The 21,465-nt window shown below is 75.8% G+C and carries 24 protein-coding genes; 17 read left to right on the top strand and 7 right to left on the bottom strand.

The genetic code is table 11. The features are described 5' to 3' along the window. Positions 1-3: 3 nt before the first annotated feature. A complete protein-coding gene (gene leuD, locus MODMU_RS21060) occupies positions 4-609 on the top strand; it encodes a 3-isopropylmalate dehydratase small subunit (RefSeq protein ID WP_014742410.1) in 606 nt (201 codons plus the stop codon). Here the strand turns inward: leuD and MODMU_RS21055 are convergent. From MODMU_RS21055 to cofC, 4 genes are read right to left on the bottom strand one after another with little or no spacing between them, the layout of a single operon-like run. Continuing rightward, the gene (locus MODMU_RS21055) at positions 606-1,253 is read right to left on the bottom strand and encodes a maleylpyruvate isomerase family mycothiol-dependent enzyme (protein ID WP_014742409.1); all 648 of its coding nucleotides are present in this window, start codon (positions 1,251-1,253) and stop codon (positions 606-608) included. The genes leuD and MODMU_RS21055 overlap by 4 nt on opposite strands. Next, positions 1,250-2,212 carry an NUDIX hydrolase gene (locus MODMU_RS21050; protein ID WP_014742408.1) on the bottom strand — a complete coding sequence of 321 codons (963 nt, stop codon included), beginning with the start codon at positions 2,210-2,212 and terminating at the stop codon, positions 1,250-1,252. The genes MODMU_RS21055 and MODMU_RS21050 overlap by 4 nt, the downstream gene beginning before the upstream one ends. After that, positions 2,196-4,271: an RNA degradosome polyphosphate kinase gene (locus MODMU_RS21045; protein ID WP_014742407.1), complete on the bottom strand. Its 2,076-nt coding sequence runs from the start codon at positions 4,269-4,271 to the stop codon at positions 2,196-2,198. The genes MODMU_RS21050 and MODMU_RS21045 overlap by 17 nt, the downstream gene beginning before the upstream one ends. A gap of 14 nt (positions 4,272-4,285) precedes the next feature. Continuing rightward, on the bottom strand, positions 4,286-4,948 hold the full coding sequence (gene cofC, locus MODMU_RS21040) for a 2-phospho-L-lactate guanylyltransferase (protein WP_014742406.1): 663 nt from the start codon (positions 4,946-4,948) through the stop codon (positions 4,286-4,288). A gap of 49 nt (positions 4,949-4,997) precedes the next feature. On the opposite strand from cofC, the gene MODMU_RS21035 reads away from it, so the two are divergent. From MODMU_RS21035 to MODMU_RS21010, 6 genes are all read left to right on the top strand, one after another. After that, a complete protein-coding gene (locus MODMU_RS21035) occupies positions 4,998-6,407 on the top strand; it encodes a serine hydrolase domain-containing protein (RefSeq protein ID WP_014742405.1) in 1,410 nt (469 codons plus the stop codon). A 140-nt stretch (positions 6,408-6,547) separates the two neighbouring features. Continuing rightward, positions 6,548-7,327 (top strand): lysophospholipid acyltransferase family protein, encoded by a 780-nt coding sequence (locus MODMU_RS21030; protein ID WP_014742404.1) that lies wholly within the window; start codon positions 6,548-6,550, stop codon positions 7,325-7,327. Beyond that, positions 7,324-8,319 carry an NAD(P)H-dependent glycerol-3-phosphate dehydrogenase gene (locus MODMU_RS21025; protein WP_014742403.1) on the top strand — a complete coding sequence of 332 codons (996 nt, stop codon included), beginning with the start codon at positions 7,324-7,326 and terminating at the stop codon, positions 8,317-8,319. The genes MODMU_RS21030 and MODMU_RS21025 overlap by 4 nt, the downstream gene beginning before the upstream one ends. 29 nt (positions 8,320-8,348) lie before the next feature. Then, entirely contained in the window at positions 8,349-9,503 is a 1,155-nt protein-coding gene (locus MODMU_RS21020; RefSeq protein ID WP_014742402.1) for a cystathionine gamma-lyase, read from the top strand. Positions 9,504-9,514: 11 nt separating this feature from the next. Further along, positions 9,515-10,636, top strand: a complete 1,122-nt coding sequence (locus MODMU_RS21015) for a D-alanine--D-alanine ligase family protein (protein ID WP_014742401.1) — start codon at positions 9,515-9,517, stop codon at positions 10,634-10,636. Continuing rightward, on the top strand, positions 10,633-11,292 hold the full coding sequence (locus MODMU_RS21010) for a hypothetical protein (protein WP_014742400.1): 660 nt from the start codon (positions 10,633-10,635) through the stop codon (positions 11,290-11,292). Before MODMU_RS21015 ends, MODMU_RS21010 begins: the two co-directional genes overlap by 4 nt. On the opposite strand, the gene MODMU_RS21005 is transcribed toward MODMU_RS21010, so the two are convergent. Beyond that, positions 11,289-11,828 (bottom strand): DUF3515 domain-containing protein, encoded by a 540-nt coding sequence (locus MODMU_RS21005; protein ID WP_014742399.1) that lies wholly within the window; start codon positions 11,826-11,828, stop codon positions 11,289-11,291. The two genes, MODMU_RS21010 and MODMU_RS21005, sit on opposite strands and share 4 nt — an antisense overlap. Positions 11,829-11,877: 49 nt before the next feature. After that, positions 11,878-12,111, bottom strand: coding sequence for an Lrp/AsnC ligand binding domain-containing protein (locus tag MODMU_RS21000; RefSeq protein WP_014742398.1), 234 nt, complete (start codon positions 12,109-12,111; stop codon positions 11,878-11,880). A gap of 77 nt (positions 12,112-12,188) precedes the next feature. Here MODMU_RS21000 and MODMU_RS20995 point away from each other — a divergent pair, with 77 nt between their 5' ends. Genes MODMU_RS20995 through MODMU_RS20985 form a run of 3 tightly spaced genes read left to right on the top strand, consistent with a single transcriptional unit; the run spans position 12,189 to position 14,339 of the window. Continuing rightward, positions 12,189-13,223, top strand: coding sequence for a thiamine-phosphate kinase (locus MODMU_RS20995; protein ID WP_051144050.1), 1,035 nt, complete (start codon positions 12,189-12,191; stop codon positions 13,221-13,223). Continuing rightward, positions 13,207-13,725 (top strand): GNAT family N-acetyltransferase, encoded by a 519-nt coding sequence (locus MODMU_RS20990; RefSeq protein WP_014742396.1) that lies wholly within the window; start codon positions 13,207-13,209, stop codon positions 13,723-13,725. Before MODMU_RS20995 ends, MODMU_RS20990 begins: the two co-directional genes overlap by 17 nt. Continuing rightward, on the top strand, positions 13,713-14,339 hold the full coding sequence (locus tag MODMU_RS20985; RefSeq protein WP_041795505.1) for a cytidylate kinase-like family protein: 627 nt from the start codon (positions 13,713-13,715) through the stop codon (positions 14,337-14,339). The genes MODMU_RS20990 and MODMU_RS20985 overlap by 13 nt, the downstream gene beginning before the upstream one ends. Before the next feature lie 61 nt (positions 14,340-14,400). On the opposite strand, the gene rpmB is transcribed toward MODMU_RS20985, so the two are convergent. After that, entirely contained in the window at positions 14,401-14,583 is a 183-nt protein-coding gene (gene rpmB / locus MODMU_RS27950; protein WP_430699173.1) for a 50S ribosomal protein L28, read from the bottom strand. A 209-nt stretch (positions 14,584-14,792) separates the two neighbouring features. Between rpmB and MODMU_RS20980 the strand changes: the two genes are divergently transcribed. The 7 genes from MODMU_RS20980 (at position 14,793) to rpmF (ending at position 21,443) form a co-directional block, all read left to right on the top strand. Beyond that, on the top strand, positions 14,793-16,421 hold the full coding sequence (locus MODMU_RS20980) for a DAK2 domain-containing protein (protein ID WP_041795504.1): 1,629 nt from the start codon (positions 14,793-14,795) through the stop codon (positions 16,419-16,421). 8 nt (positions 16,422-16,429) lie between these two features. After that, the gene (recG, locus tag MODMU_RS20975; protein ID WP_041797361.1) at positions 16,430-18,619 is read left to right on the top strand and encodes an ATP-dependent DNA helicase RecG; all 2,190 of its coding nucleotides are present in this window, start codon (positions 16,430-16,432) and stop codon (positions 18,617-18,619) included. A 61-nt stretch (positions 18,620-18,680) separates the two neighbouring features. Next, positions 18,681-19,235, top strand: a complete 555-nt coding sequence (gene rsmD / locus MODMU_RS20970) for a 16S rRNA (guanine(966)-N(2))-methyltransferase RsmD (protein WP_041795502.1) — start codon at positions 18,681-18,683, stop codon at positions 19,233-19,235. After that, positions 19,232-19,720, top strand: coding sequence for a pantetheine-phosphate adenylyltransferase (coaD, locus tag MODMU_RS20965; RefSeq protein WP_014742390.1), 489 nt, complete (start codon positions 19,232-19,234; stop codon positions 19,718-19,720). The genes rsmD and coaD overlap by 4 nt, the downstream gene beginning before the upstream one ends. Further along, positions 19,717-20,406: a hypothetical protein gene (locus MODMU_RS20960; protein WP_014742389.1), complete on the top strand. Its 690-nt coding sequence runs from the start codon at positions 19,717-19,719 to the stop codon at positions 20,404-20,406. Before coaD ends, MODMU_RS20960 begins: the two co-directional genes overlap by 4 nt. Before the next feature lie 147 nt (positions 20,407-20,553). Next, entirely contained in the window at positions 20,554-21,261 is a 708-nt protein-coding gene (locus MODMU_RS20955; protein ID WP_014742388.1) for a YceD family protein, read from the top strand. 2 nt (positions 21,262-21,263) lie between these two features. Next, entirely contained in the window at positions 21,264-21,443 is a 180-nt protein-coding gene (gene rpmF / locus MODMU_RS20950) for a 50S ribosomal protein L32 (protein WP_014742387.1), read from the top strand. The last annotated feature ends 22 nt before the right edge of the window (positions 21,444-21,465 follow it).

Here is a 21,465-nt window from a genome sequence, read left to right as displayed (position 1 = left end):
GCCATGGACGCCTTCACCACGCACACCGGCACCGCCGCCCCGCTGCGCCGCAGCAACGTCGACACCGACCAGATCATCCCGGCCGAGTACCTCAAGCGGATCACCCGCACCGGCTTCGAGGACGGGCTGTTCGTGGCCTGGCGGGCAGGCGAGCCGGACTTCGTGCTCAACCAGCCGCAGTACGCCGGCGCCTCGATCCTGGTGGCCGGCCCCGACTTCGGCACCGGGTCCTCCCGCGAGCACGCCAACTGGGCGCTGCTGGACGGCGGCTTCCGGGTGGTCATCAGCCCGCGGTTCGCCGACATCTTCCGCAACAACTCGACCAAGGCCGGGCTGCTCACCGTCGTCCTGCCCGAGGCCGACGTGGAGGCGCTGTGGGCGGCGGTCGAGGCCGACCCGGCGCTGCCGGTCACCGTCGACCTGCAGGCCGAGCAGGTCACCTACGGCGACGTCACCGTCCCGTTCCAGATCGACCCGTACACCCGCTGGCGTCTGCTGGAGGGCCTGGACGACGTCGGCCTCACCGAGCGGCACCTGGACGACATCACCGCGTTCGAGGCGCAGCGCCCGGCCTGGCTGCCGCGGTCGTTGCCGGCCCTGCCCGCCTAGCCTGCGGCGAGCCGCCGGGCCAGCACGGGCACCCCGGGGCCGCGCAGGGCGTGCAGCAGGGCGCGGCGTCCGCACACCGCCATCAGCAGGTCGATGCCGCGGCCGCGCACCTCCGCGCCCTCGCCCGAGGTCGTCCCGAGGTCCTCGGCCACCAGCCGGAGGCCCGCGAGCCGGCCGCGGGGCACGAAGCCGACCGGGCGTCCGCCGGTCACGAACTGCAGCGCCGCCCGGACGCCGTCCGCGGCGGGGTCGTGCGGCAGCCCCAACGGCACCCGCATGTCCCCGCCGTGCACCAGCACGTCGGTGAGCGGGCCCCGCGGGCCCACCACCGGCGGGCTGACCCGCCGGCCGGCGGAGCGCTGCAGCTGGGCGACCAGGTCACCGACCGGACGGCGTGCCGCCTCGCGGGCCAGCGCGTCGTTGGCGCGGTGCAGGTCGCCGCGGGCGCGCAGCACGGCCAGGGCGAACCGCCGGTCGGTGCCGGCCAGGGCGGTCGCCAGGTGTGCGGCCACCGTGCGCACGTCCCAGCCGGCACAGAGGCTGGGCGTCGCCAGCTGGGCCTCGTCCAGCCCGGTCAGCAGGTCTGCCACCGCCCGCCGCTCGCGCTCGGTCGCGGCGAGGACCTCGTCGCGGCCGACCGTCACGACGAGCTCCGGACCGCCCGGTCCGCGGCGTGCCGGTCGGCGGCGGGGTCGGCGGCGAAGTCGCGGTAGTAGTCGGCGGCCAGCGCGCCGGGCCGGCCGGCCAGCGCCCAGACGCTGCCCTTCGCCGAGGGGGGCCACAACGCACCCGCGGTGTCGTGCCAGCGCACGCCGAGCGCCAGCAGCACCGACGGGATGGCCCCGCCCTGGCTGCAGACCACGGTCGGCCCGGCCGGGTCGGCGAGCAGCTGCCGCACGACGGCCAGCCCGGCCTGGGGGTCGGCCTCGTAGGCCTCCTCGCCGAGCTCGGGCACCTCCCCGACGGGGAGGCCGGTGGCCGCGGCCAGCGGGGTCATCGTCTCCCGGCAGCGCACCGGCGGGGCGGTCAGCAGCCGGGCGGGAGCGAAGCCGGGCAGCACCGCGGCCAGGGTGGCCGCCTGCGCCCGCCCGCGGCGGTCCAGCGGGCGGGTCTCGTCCGGGCCGTCCCAGTCCGCCCGGTCACCGGCCGTGGCGTGCCGCACCAGCAGCAGCCCGGTCGTGCGGGGGACGTCGGTGCGGGCCAGGTCGGCCAGCACCGCGCGGTCGTGCGCGTGGGTGACCAGCGCGGTGGCCTCCGGCAGCGGCAGCCAGCGCAGCTCGTCGACCTCGTCGTTGGGGGCGAACGCGCCGCCGACGGCCTCCATCACCCAGTAGTCGACCCGCTTGGGGCCGCTGCGGTGGGCGTAGCGGGTCTGCACGCTGCGCCGGCCGACCGCCACCTGCAGCCCGGTCTCCTCGCGGACCTCGCGGACCGCGGCCACCAGCGGGTGCTCGCCCGGGTCCAGCTTGCCCTTGGGCAGCGACCAGTCGTCGTACTTGGGCCGGTGCACCAGCGCGGTCTCCAGCACCCCGCTCGGGCCCGTGCGCCAGACCGCGCCGCCGGCGGCCGGGATCAGAACCCCCTGGTCAGCCAGCGTTCTCACCCCGCAGGGCGAGCAGCTCCGCCTGCGAGTTCCGGTCGCCGGTGCGGGTCCAGCTGGCGTCGCCGGCCAGCTGCCAGCTGCGCACGTCCGGCGCCAGGTCCAGGTCGAAGACCCGCTGCAGCTGCCGCTGCGCCGCGGGGTCGTTCACCCGCAGCAGCACCTCGACCCGGCGGTCCAGGTTGCGGTGCATGAGGTCGGCGCTGCCCAGCCACCACTCCGGCGTCCCGGCGTTGGCGAAGTTGATGACCCGCGAGTGCTCCAGGAACCGCCCGACGATCGAGCGCACCCTGATGTTCTCGCTCAGCCCCGGCACCCCCGGGCGCAGCGTGCAGATGCCGCGGATCACCAGCTCCACCGGGACGCCGGCCGCCGAGGCCTCGTAGAGGGCGTCGATGATCTGCTCGTCGACCAGCGAGTTGACCTTGATCCGGATGCCGGCGGGCTTGCCCTCGCCGGCGTGCCGGGCCTCACGGCGGATCTTCTCCAGCAGCCCGGTCCGGATGCTGTGCGGGGCGACCAGCAGCGACCGGTAGGTGGTCTGCCGGGAGTAGCCGGTCAGGGTGTTGAACAGGTCGGTGAGGTCGGCGCCCACCCGCGGGTCGGCGGTCAGGATGCCGACGTCCTCGTAGATCCGCGCCGTCTTCGGGTTGTAGTTGCCGGTGCCGATGTGGCAGTACCGGCGGATCACGCCGTTCTCCATCCGGACCACCAGCGCGGTCTTGCAGTGGGTCTTCAGGCCGACCAGCCCGTAGACGACGTGGCAGCCGGCGCGCTCCAGCGAGCGCGCCCAGCTGATGTTGGCCTCCTCGTCGAAGCGGGCCTTGATCTCCACCAGGACGACGACCTGCTTGCCGGCCTGGGCGGCCTCGATCAGCGCTGCCACGATCGGGGAGTCGCCGGAGGTGCGGTACAGCGTCTGCTTGATCGCCAGCACGTTCGGGTCGGCCGCGGCCTGCTCGATGAACCGCTGCACGCTGGTCGCGAACGAGTCGTAGGGGTGGTGGACGAGCACGTCGCCCTCGCGCAGCGTGGCGAAGACGCTCTTGGGGGTCTCGCCCTCGCTCAGCCGCGGGTGGGTGGCCGGGACGAACGGCTCGTCCTTGAGCTCGGGCCGGTCGAGGTCGTAGAGCGCCATCAGCGACGCGAGGTCCAGCAGCCCGGGCACCGAGACGACGTCGGCGGGGCTGATCTCCAGCTCGTGCACCAGCACGTCGAGGATCTGCGGGTCGATGGACTCGGTGACCTCCAGCCGCACCGCGGGGCCGAAGCGGCGCTGGGCCAGCTCCCGCTCCAGCGCCTGCAGGAGGTCCTCGTCGCGGTCCTCCTCCACCTCGAGGTCGGCGTTGCGGGTGACCCGGAACAGGTGGTGGTCGATCACGTCGAGGCCGGGGAACAGCGAGGTCAGGTGCGCGGCGATGAGGTCCTCGAGCGGCAGGAAGACCGCCTCGCGGTCGGGGAGCACCGCACCGGCCGCGGCCACCGGGATGAACCGGGGCACGTTGTTGGGCACCTTGACCCGGGCGAAGCGCGGAGCGCCCGTCTCCGGGTCGCGCACCGAGACGGCGAGGTTCAGCGAGAGCCCGCTGATGTAGGGGAAGGGGTGCGCGGGGTCGACGGCCAGCGGGGTGAGCACCGGGAAGACCTGGTCGCGGAAGTACTCGCGCAGCCGCATCGCGTCGGCCTCGCCGAGGTCGGACCAGTGCACGATCCGGATGCCCTGCTCCATCAGCCGCGGGACGACGTCCTTGTCGAAGACGCTGGCGTGCCGGTGGACGAGGTCCTGGGTCCGCTCGGTCACCCGGGCCAGCTGCTCGCGGATGGTCAGCCCGTCGGGGGAGCGGACGCTGAGCCCGGTGCTCTGCCGGCGCTTGAGCCCGGCGATGCGCACCATGAAGAACTCGTCGAGGTTGCTGGCGAAGATCGAGAGGAACTTCACCCGCTCCAGCAGCGGGAGGTCCTCGTCCTCGGCCAGTTCCAGCACACGGCTGTTGAAGTCCAGCCAGGACAGCTCGCGGTTGAGGAACCGGTCGGCGGGCAGCGGCGAGGGGGCGTCGGGCACGGGTGGATCCTGCCTCACGGAGGTGTCCAGGAGATGGACTCGGCGGTAGACCGGAGGAACGCGGTGGTCCGCGGGCCGGCCCCGAGCCGGCAGGCCGCCTGCAGGTCCGCCGGGGTGTCCACGTCCTGGCGCAGGCCCGGCCAGTCGCCGGCCAGCGGCACCGCCCCGGCGGCGGCGTGCGCGGCGGCCGACCCCCGGCCGAAGCGCGGGTCCAGCTCGCCGTCCCGGGCGGCCAGCAGCGTCGTCCCGCTGCCCAGCTCGTCGGCGACGAAGGCGCGGGGCACCGCGCCGGCGGCCTGCAGGGCCGCGGTCAGCTCGGCCGGGCGGAGGGCCGGCAGGTCGGAGGAGAGCGCCGCGACCGGGCCGCCGGCCGCGGCGCGGGCCTGCCGCGCGCCGTGCACGAGCGCCGCGTTGAGGCCCGCGTCCGGCTCGTCCCCGACGGTGCGCGCGCCGAGCGCGGTGACCACGGCCGCGGCCTGCGGCTCGTCGGTGACCACCAGGACGCCGCCGACCGCCGGGCTGGCCAGCGCCGCGGCGACCGTGTCGGCCAGCAGCGCCAGGACCAGGTCCCGGTGCCCGGCCGGGAGCGCCTCGCCGAGCGTCGCGGTCAGCGGGGTCAGCCGGGTCTTGGCCGCGGCCAGCCGCTTGGCCGGGACGACGACCGACCACCGTTGCACCTGACAAGCTCAGCACACCGCCGACCCGTCCCGCGAGGAGCACCCCAGCATGCAGCCCGACCCCGCCCGCACCGCCGAGGTGGCCGCGGCCGCCGCGCCCTACCTGGAGTCGTGGCTGGAGCACCAGCGCCGCCGGCTGCGGGTCCCGGGGGTGCAGGCCGCCGTCCGGGTGGGGGACCGGCTGGTGCTGGACACCGCGCTGGGCGTCGCCGACCTGGGCACCGGCGCGCCGCTGACGCCGGGCCACCTGTTCCGGATCGCCTCGCACTCCAAGACGTTCACCGCCACCGCCGTCCTGCAGCTGGTCGAGGCCGGCCGGCTCCGGCTCGACGACCCGATCGCCGCGCACGTGCCCGCGCTCGCCGGCACCGGCCTGGCCGGGGTGACCGTGCGGGAGCTGCTCGGCCACCAGGGCGGGGTGGTCCGGGACGGCCGGGACAACGACCACTGGCAGCTGCTGCAGCCCTTCCCCGACGAGGAGCTGCTGCTGCGCATCGCCGCCGACGAGGGGCCGGTCCTCGACCGCAACGAGCACTTCAAGTACTCCAACATCGGCTACTCGCTGCTCGGGCTGGCGGTCGAGGCGGTCACCGGCACGGGCTACGCCGCGCACGTGCAGGCCGCGGTCGTCGACCGGCTCGGGCTGACCGACACCGGACCGGAGTGGGACCCGGCCCGGGCGGCGGAGTACGCCGCCGGGCACACCGGCCTGCTGGACGGCGAGGACGAGCGCACGACGATCCCGCACGTCGACACCCGGGCGATGGCCTCGGCGACCGGCTTCTGGTCCACCGCGCGCGACCTGACCACCTTCGGCGCCGCGCACTTCGACGGCGACCCGGCGCTGCTCACCGAGGGCAGCAAGCGGCTGATGCGCCGCCGGGAGTCCGAGATCCGGGCGCACGGCGGCGACCCCCGGTACTACGGGCTGGGGATGGACCTGCGCACCCAGGGCGAGCGGGAGCTCGTCGGGCACAGCGGCGGCTACCCGGGGCACATCACCCGCACCTGGATCGACCCGGCGGGCCAGGTGGTGGTCAGCGTGCTGACCAACGCCGTCGACGGCCCGGCCGACGCGCTGGCCCGCGGGCTGTTCGCGCTGCTGGACCTGGCGCTGGCCGCCCCGGAGGGCGTCGAGCAGCCGCCCGCGGCCGAGCTGGCGCGCTACACCGGCCGGTTCGCCAACCTGTGGGGGGTCACCGACGTGGCGCTGCTGGGCGGCCGGCTGGTGCTGCTGCACCCGAGCGCGCCGGAGCCCGCCGAGGAGCGCGCCGAGCTGACCGTGGAGGGCCCGGGCACCCTGCGGCTGGAGACCGTGGCCGGGTTCGGCTCGCCCGGGGAGACGGTGGAGTACGAGTGGGCCGCCGACGGCGCGGTCGACCGGGTGCGGGCCGGCGGGATCTCCTCGTGGCCGCTGGAGGTCTTCCGCAGCCGGCGGGCGGCGCAGGTCGGCGGGTGAGCCCACTGCTGCTGCCCCGCGACGACCGCACGGGGCCAGGTGCGGGCGCCGCGCACGCGGGGGGCACGATCATGAGGGAGGTCACGCACGCCGACGTCCAGGACAGGGCCGGCGGACCCGCACGAGGGAGGAGGTGCCAGGTGTCGCAGGAGCTGCTGACCCCGCGCCCACCGCGCCGGGTCACCCGCCGCCCGATCAGCTGGGCGTTCCGGTTCTGCGTCCTGGTCGTCTACCCGGTGGCCTCGCTGCTGTTCCGGATGCGCTACCGGCACGCCGACCGCATCCCGCCCGCCGGCGGCGTGCTGCTGGTGGCCAACCACGTCTCGGTGCTCGACCCGATCGCCTGCGCCCGGCTGGTCTGGGACAGCGGCCGGGTGCCGCACTTCCTGGCCAAGGAGTCGGTGTTCACCGGCCTGGCCGGCACGATCCTGCGCGCCGCGGGGCAGATCCCGGTCTCCCGGGGCACCAGCGCCGCGATGTCCTCGGTGCACGCGGCCAAGGCCGAGCTCGACGCCGGCGAGCTGGTCGTCATCTACCCGGAGGGCTCGGTGACCCGCGACCCGGACTGGTGGCCGATGCAGGCCCGGTCCGGGGTGGCCCGGCTGGCGCTGACCACCGACGCCGTCGTCGTGCCGGTCGCCCAGTGGGGGCCGCAGCTGGTGCACGACTACCACACCAAGCGGCTGCACCCGCGGCTGCGGACGCCGGCGGAGTACCTGGTCGGCGAGCCGGTCGACCTCGCCGCCCAGCGGGCCCGGGTGCGCGCCGGCGAGCCGCTCACCCCCGAGCTGCTCCACGAGGTGACCGACCTGCTGATGACCCGGGTCCGCGACCAGCTCGGCGAGCTCCGCCAAGAACGCCCGCCCCTCGGGTTCGCCCCGCGGCCGGTGCGCCCGGCGCTCCCCGGGGAGGTGGCGTGACCCGCGCGGCGGTGCTCGGCGCCGGCTCCTGGGGCACGACCTTCGCCAAGGTGCTCGCCGACGCCGGTTGCTCGGTGGCCCTGCACGCCCGCCGTCCCGAGCTGGTCGAGACGATCGCCCGCACCCGGGAGAACGCCGACTACCTGCCCGGTGTGCGGCTGCCCGCGGCCGTGCGCGCCACCGTCGACCCCGCCGAGGCGCTGGACGGCGCGGACGTCGTCGTCCTCGCCGTGCCCAGCCAGACGCTGCGGGACAACCTGGCCGGCTGGACGCCGCTGCTGCCGCCCGAGGCGTCGCTGCTGTCGCTGATGAAGGGCGTCGAGCTCGGTACCACCAAGCGGATGAGCGAGGTGATCTGCGAGGTGACCGGCGCCGGCGCGGACCGGGTCGCCGCGCTGTCCGGGCCGAACCTGGCCCGGGAGATCGCCGAGGAGCAGCCCTCGGCGACGGTCATCGCCTGCTCGGACACCGAGCGCGCGGAGCTGCTGCAGGCGGCCTGCGGCACCCCGTACTTCCGGCCCTACACCAACCCCGACCTGGTCGGCTGCGAGCTCGGCGGCGCGGTCAAGAACGTGATCGCGCTGGCCTGCGGGGTCGCCACCGGGCTGGGCTTCGGCGACAACACCCGGGCCTCGCTGATCACCCGCGGCCTCGCCGAGACCGCCCGGCTGGGCATGGCGCTGGGCGCCGACGTGACGACGTTCGCCGGCCTCGCCGGCCTCGGGGACCTGGTCGCCACCTGCTCCTCCCCGCTGTCGCGCAACCGGACCTTCGGCGAGCACCTGGGTCAGGGCATGTCGGTGGCCGAGGTCCTGCAGATCACCAAGCAGACCGCCGAGGGGGTCAAGACCTGCCGCTCGGTGCTGGACCTGGCCCGGGCGCACGGGGTCGACGTGCCGATCACCGAGGCCGTCGTCCGGGTCTGCCACGAGGGGGAGTCGGCCGCCCAGATGGTGCGCGAGATGATGTCCCGCGAGGCGAAGCCCGAGTAGCGGCCCGCCCTCCCGGGAGAGGACCGCACGTGAGCACCCCTGACGCACCGCTCGGTGACGGGACCCGGCTGGTCCACGCCGGTGACGACCCGGCGGTGCCGGGCACCCCGCTGCGCCCCTCCCCGGTGTTCGCCGCGCCGTACCACCTCGGCGACCAGCCGCCCGGCTGGCAGGGCGCCGACGGGTACGCCCGGCCGGACAACCCGACGCTGCGGGTCTTCGAGCGGGCCGTCGGCGAGCTCGACGGCGGTGACTGCCTGTCCTTCGCCACCGGGATGGCCGCGATCAGCTCCGCCGTGCTCGCCCTGGTGCGCCCCGGCGACCGGGTGGTGCTGCCCTCCGACGGCTACTACGCCACCCGGGTGCTGGCTCGCGACGAGCTCGAGCGCCTCGACGTGCGGGTCGACCTGGTGCCGACCCTGGAGATCGGGGACGTCGCCGCCCGCGGCGACCTCGACGGCGTCCGGATGGTGCTGCTGGAGACCCCGAGCAACCCGCAGCTCGACGTCTGCGACATCGCCGCGGTGGCCCGGGCCACCGCCGCCGCCGGGGCGGTGCTGGCGGTGGACAACACCACTGCCTCGCCGATCGGCCAGCGGCCGCTGGCGCTGGGCGCCGACCTCACCATCGGCTCGGACACCAAGGCGCTCACCGGGCACAGCGACGTCCTGCTCGGGCACGTCAGCAGCGCCCGCACCGACACCGGCCGCGAGCTGGGCACCCGGATCGCGGCCTGGCGGAAGACCACCGGCAACACCCCCGGCCCGTTCGAGGCCTGGCTGGCGCACCGGTCGATGAGCACCCTGGACCTGCGGCTGGCCCGCCAGGCCGCCAACGCCGCCGCCCTCACCGAGCTGCTCGCCGCCCACCCCGCCGTGAGCGGTGTCCGGTGGCCGTGGCGGCCGGGCGACCCGTCGTACGCGCTGGCGACCACCCAGATGCTCCGCCCGAACGGCATCGTCTCCGCCGAGCTCGCCGACGCCGCGGCGGTGCAGCGGCTGGTCGCGGGCAGCCGGCTGCTGCTGGCCGCGACCAGCTTCGGTGGCGTGCACACCACGATCGACCGGCGCGCCCAGTGGGGCGGGGACGCCGTCCCGGCGGGGTTCGTCCGGTTCTCCTGCGGGATCGAGGACACCGCCGACCTCGTCGCCGACCTCACCTCGGCCCTCGCGGCGCTCGGCTAGGGTCGGCGGCGATGACCGGCGAGGCGGGCAAGACCAGGGTGGCAGTCGTCTTCGGCGGGCGGAGCGCGGAGCACGCGATCTCCTGCGTGTCGGCCGGGAGCGTGCTCGCCGCGCTGGACCCGGAGCGCTACGAGGTGGTGCCGGTGGGCATCACCCGCGAGGGCGGGTGGGTGCTCCACGACGGCGGGGCGCTGGCCATCGAGGGCGGCCGGCTGCCCGAGGTCACCGACGGCACGGCCGTCTCGCTGGTCGGCGACCCGGCCGGGCGGGGCCTGGCCGTGCTCGACCCCGGTCAGGCCATCGGCCGGCTCACCGAGGTCGACGTCGTCTTCCCGGTGCTGCACGGCGCCCACGGCGAGGACGGCACGATCCAGGGGCTGCTGGAGATGTCCGGGCTGCCCTACGTCGGCTCCGGGGTGTTCGCCAGCGCGGCCTCGATGGACAAGGAGTTCACCAAGAAGCTGCTGTCCGCCGCCGGGATCCCGCAGGGCGACCACGTGGTGCTCCGCGACGCCAGCGGCGCGATCTGCCCCGACCCGGACGTGCTCGACGAGGCGGCGCGGGAGCGGCTGGGCCTGCCGGTCTTCGTCAAGCCCTCCCGGGCCGGGTCCAGCATCGGGATCACCCGGGTCACCGACTGGGCGCAGTTCCCCGCGGCGGTGGCGACCGCGGCCGCGGTCGACCGCAAGGTGGTCGTGGAGGCCAGCGTCCCCGGCCGCGAGATCGAGTGCGGCGTGCTGGCCCGGCCCGGCGGTGGGCTCCCCGAGGCCAGCCTGCCCGCGGAGATCCGGCTGCGCCCCGGCACCGAGTGGTACGACTTCGACGCCAAGTACCTCGACGACGCCGTCGAGTTCGACGTACCCGCCGACCTGACCGCCGAGCAGACCGCCGCGGTGCAGGAGATCTCCCGCCGGGCCTTCCTCGCGATGGACTGCCGCGGGCTGGCCCGGGTCGACTTCTTCCTCTCCACCGACCCGGCGACCGGGGCCGACCGGTGGGTGGTGAACGAGGTCAACACCATGCCCGGGTTCACGCCCATCTCGATGTTCCCGCGGATGTGGGCCGCCACCGGCGTCAGCTACCCCGAGCTGGTCGACCGGCTGGTGGCCAGTGCCGGGCTGGACGGCGGGTGACCTCCCGGCTGCTGCGGACCGTGGCGGCCCCGCTGCTGCTGCTCGCCCCGTGGTGCACCGGCTGCTCGTCCGCGGAGGCCCCCGCGGCCGCCCCGTCGACGTCGTCGGCGGCCTCCGCCGCCGTCCCGACCGACGACGCCGAGCTGGAGACCCTGCTCGTCGACGCGGTGCCCTCCGGGCTGCCGCTCGTGCCCGACGACGAGCTCGACCCGCCGGCGGGGGCCAAGACGATCGACGACGTCGCCGGCTACGGCGACGACGCGCAGCGGCAGCGCGAGGTGCTCGGCGAGTACGGCTACCAGCGTGGCTGGGAGCGCTTCTGGCGCGCGGACAACGCGTTGACCAGCGTGTTCCTCGATCAGTTCCGGGACGGCGGGGGCGCGGGGTCCTACGCGGAGGACCTCGCGCGCAACGACGCGGAGTACTACGGCGGGCTGACCGACAGCGCCCCGGACGACCTGCCGGCCGGCTGCGTCACCATGGCCCGCGACGAGCCCGCGAGCAAGCAGGGCCTCGCCGGGCCGGCCGCCTTCGCCTGGTGCGCCTCCGGCGTCTTCACCGTGTCGGTCGCCGCGGTGGCCGCGACCCCGGCCGACGCCTGGGCGGAGCTCGTCGCGGTCACCCTGGCCCAGCTGGACCGGCTGCCGGCGAGCTAACCCCCGGGCGTCGGGGTGACGTACGGGATCGCCGTGCTGATGATCGGGCAGAGCGCGGTCACCGAGGCGCTGTCGGTGCTCGTCGGCACCGACACCTGGACGGGCACGTTCCGGTCGACCGTCGTCCAGACGACGACGTCGGGGTCGGAGTCGTCGACGAACCACTCGACGCCGGAGATCACGAACGTCGAGGCGCCCACCACGTAGCCGGCCGGCGGGTCGACGCCGCACACCAGCACGACCGCCGGGTCCCCCCAGGCGTAGGCGTAGGGGCTGTCGGAGTCGACCAGCCGGGAGGTCTCCCCGGCCAGCTCCAGCGGCAGCTGGGCCATCAGCACCGGGCACGCCAGGTCCGCGGCCGGGGTGACGTCGGGGGTGTCGACCTGCACCGGGGGCAGGTCGCCCCGCGGTGCGGACGTCGTGCCGGAGACGTCGGCGACCGCCGAGCCGGTGTCGGCGTCCTCGTCGTCGCGCTGCAGGTTCACCAGCACCAGGACGACGGCCACCACCGCCACCAGGACGGTGAGGGTCGCCATCGCCGCCCGGCGCAGCAGCCGGTCGGCGGGGTCAGGCGTGCTCAGCGGCTCAGAGGTTGACGACGGGGCAGGTCAGGGTGCGGGTGATGCCGTCGACCGACTGCACCCGGGCCACGACGAGCCGGCCGAGCTCGTCGACGGTGTTCGCCTCGGCCCGCACGATCACGTCGTAGGGACCGGTGACGTCCTCGGCCTTCGTCACGCCGGCGATCTCGCTGATGCTCGCGGCGACCGCGGCTGCCTTGCCGACTTCGGTCTGGATCAGGATGTAGGCGTGGACCACGGGTTGACCTTCCTCGGGCGCAGGCCTGCTGAGCAGCGGACCGACCAGCAACGTTACCGAGCCGCGCGGGACGCCGCGTGACGCGGTCCCGCCCGCTCACGCCCCGGCCCGATCCGGGCGACACCGTCGGGGCGGTGGGGGAGTTCCCGCTCATCGCCCGGGTGGTCGCCCGGTCGGGTACCGCGTCGCTGGCCGACGTCGGCCCCGGCGACGACGCGGCCGTGCTGCGCACGCCCGACGGCAGGGTGGTGGCCTGCACCGACGTCCTCGTCGAGGGCCGGCACTTCCGCCGCGACTGGTCCTCCGCCGAGGACGTCGGGCACAAGGCCGCGGCCGCCAACCTGGCCGACGTCGCCGCCATGGGCGCGGTGCCCACCGCGCTGCTCGTCGGGCTGGCCTGCCCCGCGGACACCTCCGCAGCGTGGCTGGAGGGCGTGGCGGTCGGCATGGCGGCGGAGTGCGCCCCGTTCGGCGCCGCGGTCGTCGGCGGCGACACCTCGGCGAGCGCGCCGGACTCCTCGGCCGTCGTGCTGTCCGTGACGGCGCTGGGGGACCTCGGTGGCCGGGCGCCGGTCCTGCGGTCGGGTGCCCGGGCGGGGGACGTCGTGGCGGTGGCCGGCCGGCTCGGCTGGTCGGCCTGCGGGCTGGCGGTGCTGCGCCGGGGCTTCTCCGCACCGGCCGCCGCGGTGGGCGCCCACCGCCGTCCGCTACCGCCGTACGCCGCCGGCCCGGCCGCCGCCGATGCCGGGGCGACGGCCATGTGCGACACCAGCGACGGGCTGCTCGCCGACGCCGGCCACCTCGCCGCGGACAGCGGCGTCGTGCTGGACCTGGACCGTGCGGTGCTGCGGGAGACCTACGTGGTCGGGCCGCTGCCGCAGGTCGCCGCGGCGCTCGGCGGCGACCCGCTCGGCTGGGTCCTCACCGGCGGGGAGGACCACGCCCTGGTGGCCACCTTCCCTCCCCACGTCGCGCTCCCCGAGGGGTGGACGAGGATCGGGGTCGTGCACGAGCCGACGGAGGACGGACCGGGGGTCCGGGTGGACGGGGTGCCCGCCGCGCAGGTGGCGGCCGAGCTGGGGGAGGAGACGGGGCATGTCCACTTCGGCTGAGCCGGGGCGGGTCCGGCTCCGCGCCGTGGGGTACGCCGACCCGGTCGCGCAGCACCTCGTCGAGCGGGTGCAGCAGGAGTACGTGGTCCGCTACGGCGGCCGGGACGCCGCCGTCGTCGACCCGGCGGAGTTCTCCCCGCCGCTGGGGCTGTTCCTGGTCGCCGAGGTCGACGGGGTGCCGGCCGGCTGCGGCGGCTGGCGCTCCTCCGGCGACGGCGTGGCGGAGGTCAAGCGGATGTACGTGGAGCCGGCGTTCCGTCGGCGCGGCATCGCGGCCCTGGTCCTCGCCGAGCTGGAGCGCTCCGCCGCCGCGGCCGGGCACCGGCAGCTGGTGCTGAACTCCGGCGACCGGCAGCCCGAGGCGCTGGCGCTCTACGACCGTGCGGGGTACTCGCCGGTCGCCGGGTACGGGGTCTACGCGGACTCGCCGGACGCGGTGTTCCTGGGCAAGCAGCTCACCGCGCCGGCGACCGCTGAGGAGGAGGACGCATGGGCGTCGTGACCGTGTCGGCGTCGTTCGGGGCCGGCGGCGCCGAGATCGCCCCCGCCGTCGCCGAGCGCCTGCGGCTGCCGTTCCACGACCGGGTGATCCCGGCGCAGGTCGCCGGGCGGCTCGGGGTCCCGGTGGAAGAGGCCGAGGCCAACGACGAGACCATCACCCGCGGCCTGTGGCGGCTGGTGAGCTCGCTGGGCACGATGCCCGACCCGGTGGGCGGCGTGCTGCCGACGTCCGCCCTGCCCGACGAGCGGGCCTACCGGGTGCAGACCGAGCGGGTGCTCACCGAGATCGTCGAGGGCCCCGGCGGGGTGGTGCTGGGCCGGGCGGCGGCGATGGTGCTGCGGGACCGGCCCGACGTGCTGCACGTGCGGCTGGACGGGCCGCGGGACCGGCGGCTGGCCGCCGCGGTCGCGCACTCGGGCCGGCCGGAGGACGAGGTGCGCCGGGACCAGGAGGCGGCCGACCGGGCCCGGGTCGCCTACGTACGGCACTTCTACCGCTGCGACCCGGCCGAGTCCCGGCACTACCACCTGGTGGTGGACAGCACCGCCCTGCCGCACGACGCGGTGGTCGACCTGGTGGTCACCGCCGCCCACGCCCGCGGCATCGGCGGCTGAGCACACGGAAGACCCCGGGAGGCCGATGGCCTCCCGGGGTCTTCCGTGACGTGCTGGGCGCTTAGACCCGGGCGACCTTGCCTGCACGGATGCAGGAGGTGCAGGCGTTGACGCGCTTGCGCCCGCCACCGGAGACGGCAGCCCGGACGGACTGGATGTTCGGGTTCCAACGGCGCGGCGTACGGCGGTGCGAGTGGGACACCGACATGCCGAAACCGGGGCCCTTGCCACACACGTCGCACACGGCAGCCACGGTCGATCACTCCCAGAGAATTGGTCCAACTGAAGTCAGGTCGCGGTGCCACTGGAGGCCCGAGGGCAGACACCAGCCACGCACACGCTGGGCACCACTGTAACCGGTGGCCGGGGTCGGTGTCGGCCCACCCCGGCCCGGGAGCCCGGCCGACCACGCGTGGACCGGTCCTGTCGGCGGCCCCCGGTACCCTGCCGGGCGTGCTGAGGGCGCTGGACGACGCCGCGGTCGGCCGGTGGAGTCGTGCCGTCGTCGACGTCCTCGGCGCGGCCCGCGGCCGGCTCGACGAGCTCAACGTCTTCCCGGTGCCCGACGGCGACACCGGCACGAACCTGCTGCTCACCGCCGAGGCCGGGCACGCGGCCCTCGACGCCGCCCTGCAGGCCGCCCGGGACGACGGCGGCCGCCGGCCCGAGTCGCCGTGGGCGGTGCTGGCCCGCGGCGCCGTGCTCGGTGCCCGCGGCAACTCCGGGGCGATCCTCGCCCAGCTGCTGCGCGGTCTCGCCGACGCCCTCGCCGACCGCCCCGAGGTCGACGGCGAGCTCCTCGCGACGGCGCTCACCAGCGCCTCGCAGAGCGCGTACGGCGCCGTCGCCGACCCCGAGGAGGGCACCTTCCTCACCGTGGCCCGGTCGGGGGCCGAGGCCGCGGCCGCCGCCGTCGTCGAGGGGCGGACCGGGCTGGCCGACGTCGTCCGGGCCGCGGCCGACGGCGCGCTCACCGCGCTGCAGGCCACCACCGGTCAGCTGGCCGCGCTCAAGGAGGCCGGGGTCGTCGACGCCGGGGGAGCGGGCTGGTGCCTGGTGCTGGACGCGCTCGTCGGCACGGTGACCGGGGTCGCGCCGGCCCGCCCCCCGCTGGGCGGCCGGCCCGCCCGCCCCCGGCGCCCCTCGGCCCCGGTGCCCGGGCCGCCGGCGCCCGGACCGGGCAGCGAGGTGCAGTTCCTGCTCGCCGACTCCGACCCGGACGCCGTCGCGCGGCTGCAGGCCCGGCTCGCCGAGCTCGGCGACTGCCTGGTCGTGGTCGGCGTCGACACCCCGGCGGGCCGCGAGTGGAACGTGCACGTGCACGTCTCCGACGTCGGCGCGGCGATCGAGGCCGGCATCGAGGCCGGCCGCCCGCACCGCATCTCGGTCACCCCGCTGGCACCGGTGCGCCCGCCGGCCGCGGCCCCGGGCGTCCGGGCGGTCGTCGCGCTGGCCTGCGCGGCGGGGCTGGCCGAGCTGTTCGCGGCGGAGGGCGTCACCGTGCTCACCGCGCCGGCCGACGCCGTCGCGGAGGACGACGTGCTGCGCGCGGTCCTCGGCACCGGCGCCGAGCAGGTCGTGGTGCTGCCCAACGCCGCCGGGGCCATCGGGCCGGCCGGCCGGGCGGCCGAGCGTGCCCGCGCCGAGGGCCGCGACGTGGTCGTCGTCCCCACCCGGTCGCCCGTGCAGGGCCTGGCCGCCCTCGCCGTCGCCGACCCGGCCCGCCGCTTAGGGGACGACGTCGTCGCGCTGGCCGAGGCCGCCGCGGCGACCCGCTGGGCCGAGGTGGTGGTCGCCGACCAGGAGGCGCTCACCTCGGCCGGGCGCTGCCGCCCCGGTGACGTGCTGGGCAGCGCGGAGGGCGACGTCGTCGTGATCGGCGCCGACGCCGCCACGGTGGCCCGCGACCTGCTCGACCGCCTGCTGTCCGCCGGCGGGGAGATGGCGACGCTGGTCGTGGGGGCCGACGCCGCCCTCGGCGACACCGTGGGCGCCCACCTGGCGGCGGTGCACCCCACGGTCGAGGTGGTCCGGTACGCCGGCGGCGCCGGGGCGGTGCCGCTGCTGGTGGGGGTGGAGTAGCCGTGGCGATGTCGATGGACACCGACCTGTCCCGGGTGCTCGGCCCGAAGACGTCGAAGGTCATGGCCGACCAGCTGCAGCTGCGCACCGTGCGCGACCTGCTCCGGCACTACCCGCGCCGCTACGCCCGGCGCGGTGAGATGTCCCGGCTCGACGACCTGCAGGTCGGCGACCGGGTGACGGTGCTGGCCCAGGTCAAGAGCGTCAGCACCCGCCGGATGCAGCAGCGCCGCGGGACGCTCACCGAGGTCACCGTGGGCGACGGCGCCGGCAGCATGCGGCTGGTCTTCTTCAACAACCGGCACGCCCACCTGGACGTCGGGGAATGGGGTCTGTTCGCCGGCACCGTGGGCCTCTGGCGGGGCGACAAGCAGTTCAGCCACCCCGACTGCCACATCATCACCGGGGACGACGACGACTGGGCCCGCGCCCTGGTGCCGCTCTACCCGGCCAGCAAGGACGTCTCCAGCTGGGTGATCCAGAAGTCGGTGAAGATGCTGCTGGACGACCGGCACTCGCTGGAGGCCCTGCTCGACGACCCCATCCCCGCGGCGGTGCGCGACCGGCACGGCCTGCCGTCGCTGGCCACGGCGCTGGTCTACAAGCACCGGCCCGAGTCGCTGGCCCAGGTCGAGTTCGCCGACGAGCGGCTGAAGTGGGACGAGGCGCTGGTGCTGCAGTGCACGCTGGCCGCCCGGCGGCGCGCTGCCGCGCTGGAGCCCGGCATCGAGCGGCCGCGGCGCAGCGGCGGGCTGCTCGATGCCGTCGACGCCGCGCTGCCGTTCTCCCTCACCGAGGGGCAGCGGGAGGTCGGCGAGGAGCTGGCCGCCGAGCTGGCCCGGGTGCAGCCGATGAACCGGCTGCTGCAGGGCGAGGTCGGCTCGGGCAAGACCGTCGTCGCGCTGCGCGCCATGGCCCAGGTGGTCGACGCCGGCGGGCAGGCGGCGCTGCTGGCGCCCACCGAGGTGCTCGCCGCCCAGCACGCCCGCAGCCTGTCGGCGATCCTGGGCCCGCTGGCCCGGGCCGGGGAGCTGGACGGCGACCCGGCCGGCACCCGGGTGGTGCTGCTCACCGGGTCGCAGAAGGCCGCCGTCCGCCGGGAGGCGCGGGCCGCGGTCGCCGACGGCAGCGCCGGCATCGTCGTCGGCACGCACGCGCTGCTGCAGGAGGGCGTCGAGTTCGCCGACCTCGGTCTGGTCGTCGTCGACGAGCAGCACCGCTTCGGCGTCGAGCAGCGCGACGCGCTGCGCGCCAAGGGCACCCGCCCGCCGCACGTGCTGGTGATGACGGCCACGCCGATCCCGCGCACCGTGGCGATGACCGTCTACGGGGACCTCGAGACCTCCACGCTGCGCCAGCTGCCCGCCGGCCGGGGCGGCGTGTCCAGCTCCGTCGTCCCGGTGCGGGACAAGCCGGCCTGGCTGGAACGGGCCTGGGCCCGAGTGCGGGAGGAGGTCGCGGCCGGGCGGCAGGCCTACGTCGTCTGCCCGCGGATCGGTGACCTGGAGGAGTCGGCGAAGGACGACGACGGGCCGGACGACGCCGACGGCGCCCCACCGGACGACGCCGGCACCAGCGACCGGCGCCCGCCGCTGGCCGTGCTGGACGTCGCGGAAGGCCTGCGCTCGGGGCCGCTGTCGGCGCTGCGGGTCGAGGTGCTGCACGGCCGGATGCCCCCGGAGGAGAAGGAGGCCCGGATGCGGGCCTTCGCCGCCGGCGAGGTCGACGTGCTGGTCGCCACCACCGTGGTCGAGGTGGGTGTCGACGTGCCCAACGCCACGGTGATGGTGGTGATGGACGCCGACCGGTTCGGCGTCAGCCAGCTGCACCAGCTGCGCGGCCGGGTCGCCCGGGGCAAGCACGCCGGGCTGTGCCTGCTGGTCAGCGAGGCGTCCAGCTCGTCGGCGACCGGGCAGCGGCTGGCCGCGGTCGCCGCCACCACCGACGGGTTCGAGCTGGCCCGGCTGGACCTGGAGACCCGGCGCGAGGGCGACGTGCTCGGCGCCGCGCAGTCCGGCCGCCGCTCGAACGTGAAGCTCCTCTCGCTGCTCGACGACGAGACGTTGATCGCCGAGGCGCGGGCCGAGGCGACCGCCCTGGTGGAGAACGGCGGCGGCCTCGCCGACCACCCCGAGCTGGCCGCCGCGGTCGCCGCGCTGGCGATGGACGAGCGCGCCGACTACTTGGAGAAAGCATGAAGGACCCCCTGCCCCCCACCACTCGCACGCTCGCGGCGGGACCCTGCAGGGGGCCGGGGGCGTGACCCGCATCATCTCCGGAACCGCTGGGGGGCGGCGGTTGAAGGTGCCGCGCGCGGGGGTGCGGCCGACCGGGGACCGGGCGCGCGAGGGCCTGTTCAACTCGCTGGGCTCGCTGCTGGACCTCGACGGTGCCCGGGTGCTCGACCTGTACGCCGGGTCCGGGGCCCTCGGGCTCGAGGCGCTGTCCCGCGGCGCGGCCGAGGCGGTCTTCGTGGAGAACGGCGGCGGCGTGCTGCCGGTGCTGCGGGACAACATCGCCGCGGTGGGGGTGCGCGGGGCGGTGGTGCTGCCCGCGAGCGTCCCCGCGGTCGTGGCCGGTCCGGCGACGGCCGGCTTCGACCTGGTGTTCGCCGACCCGCCCTACGCGGCCCCGGTGGCCGAGGTGCTCGGCGTGCTGGGCGGGCTCGTCGGGAACGGCTGGCTGGCCCCGGACGCCGTGGTCGTCGTGGAGCGCTCCAGCCGCGAGCAGCCGTGGGAGTGGCCGACACCGCTGATCGGAGTCCGCGATCGGCGGTACGGGGAGGCGGTGCTCCGGTACGGTCGGTTGTCGTGAGGCGAGCGGTCTGTCCCGGTTCGTTCGACCCGGTCACCAACGGCCATGTCGACGTGATCGCGCGCGCCGCTGCCCTCTACGACGAGCTGGTCGTCGCGGTGCTGGTCAACCCCGGCAAGGCCGGCCTGTTCGACGTCGCGGAGCGGATGGCCCTGCTCCGCGAGGCGGTCGTCGACCTGCCCAACGTCACCGTGGACAGCTTCGAGGGCCTGCTCGTCCACTACTGCCGCGACCGGGGCATCCCGGTGATCGTCAAGGGCCTGCGGGCGGTCGGCGACTTCGAGTACGAGCTGCAGATGGCCCAGATGAACCGCGAGCTGGCCGGGGTCGAGACCCTCTTCGTGCCGACCGCGCCGCAGGTCGGCCACCTCTCCTCGAGCCTGGTCAAGCAGATCGCCCGGTTCGGCGGCGACGTCTCGTCGCTGGTGCCCAAGGCGGTCAACGACCGGCTGGTCGCGCAGTCGAGGGAGAGGCAGCAGCCATGACCGAGGTGGTCTACCGGCTGTACGAGACCGTGGACGAGCTCACCACGGTGATCGAGAACGCCCGCAGCGTGCCGATGTCCAGCTCCTGCATGGTGCCGCGCGACCACCTGCTCGACCTGCTCGACGAGCTGCGGGAGTCCCTCCCCGAGGAGGTGCAGCAGGCCGGCGCCATCGTCGAGCAGCGCACCGAGATCCTCCAGCAGGCCCAGGCCGAGGCCGAGCGGCTGACCGGGCGCACCCGCAGCGACAGCGAGCAGGTCGTGGCCAACGCCCGGCGCCAGCGCGAGGAGCTGATCGGCACCGCCCGCCGGCAGCGCGACGAGATCCTCACCCAGGCGCAGGCCGAGGCCGACGAGCTGCTGGCCGAGGCCGAGGCGGAGGCCGAGCGGATGGTCGCCGAGGCCCGCCGGCTGCGCGAGCAGCTGCTGGCCGACGGCCAGCGCCAGCAGGACGAGCTGGTCGCCGCCGGCGAGGCCGAGCACGAGCGGCTGCTCACCGAGACCGAGGTGTACCGGACGGCGGTCGACCGGGCCGACGCGCTCGGCGCGCAGACCGCGGCCGAGGTCGCCCGGATGCGGGCCGAGGTCGACGACTACGTCGACACCCGGCTCGCCGACTTCGGGAACACGCTGTCGCACATGATGCGTTCGGTGGAGAAGGCGCGCACCAACCTGCGCACGCCCTGACCACACCGCGCCAGGCCCTCCCGGACCTGCGCACGCCGTGACGCCGGGACGGCGTCGGCGGGGGATCGGGTAAGCTCGACCTCCGTCCGGCCGCTGCCCTCCCGTGCGCTCCCGGCGAACCCACCAACGACGACGACGAGTACTGACATGTCTGCTTCCCCTGCACCGTTCCCCGGCGCCGCGTCCACGGACGCGCAGCGCCCCGCCGCCGACCCCGCGACCCGCTCGGTCGCCGAGAAGGCCGCGGAGAAGGCAGCTGCCAAGGCGTGGACGGTCGACCTCCGCGAGCTGGGCCGGCGCGCCGGCTCCATGCGCGAGTGGGAGAAGACGCTGCCCGCCCGGCCCGGCTGGGGTGTCGAGATGATCGGGGTGCCCGAGGGCGCGCCGGTCCACCTGCACCTGCGGCTCGAGTCGGTCATGGAGGGCGTGCTGGTCAGCGGCACCGTCGACGTCCCGGTGACCGGCCAGTGCGCGCGGTGCCTGGACCCCGTCGAGGACACCCTCGAGCTCGACGTCCAGGAGCTCTACGCCTACGAGGGCAGCACCACCGAGGCCACCAGCGGCGAGGACGAGGTGCGCCGGATCGAGGGCGACACGCTCGACCTGGCCCCGCTGGTCCGGGACACCGTCGTCCTCACCCTGCCGCTGTCGCCGACCTGCACACCGGACTGCGCCGGTCTGTGCGTCGACTGCGGCGAGCGGCTGGACGACCTGCCCTCCGACCACTCGCACGAGGTGATCGACCCCCGGTTCGCCGGGCTGGCCGCGCGCTTCGCCGACCTGAACGACAGCACTGCGAACGACGCCGACGGGGCCCAGCCGGGCTCCGGGAGCACCGACACCGAGGAGAACTGATCATGGCTGTCCCGAAGCGGCGCACCTCGCGCAGCAACACCCGCTCGCGCCGGTCGCAGTGGAAGGCCACGGCCCCGACCCTGGCCCCCTGCCCGAACAAGGCCTGCGGCGAGCTCAAGCCCCCGCACATCGCCTGCCCGACCTGCGGTCAGCACGACGGCCGTCAGGTCCTCGCGGTCTGACCCAGCGCACCTGCGGCATGGC

Source organism: Modestobacter italicus, assembly GCF_000306785.1.
Classification (GTDB): domain Bacteria; phylum Actinomycetota; class Actinomycetes; order Mycobacteriales; family Geodermatophilaceae; genus Modestobacter; species Modestobacter italicus.
The sequence above is the reverse complement of the archived record's forward strand: the minus strand, read 5'-3'. Positions and strand labels throughout refer to the sequence as shown.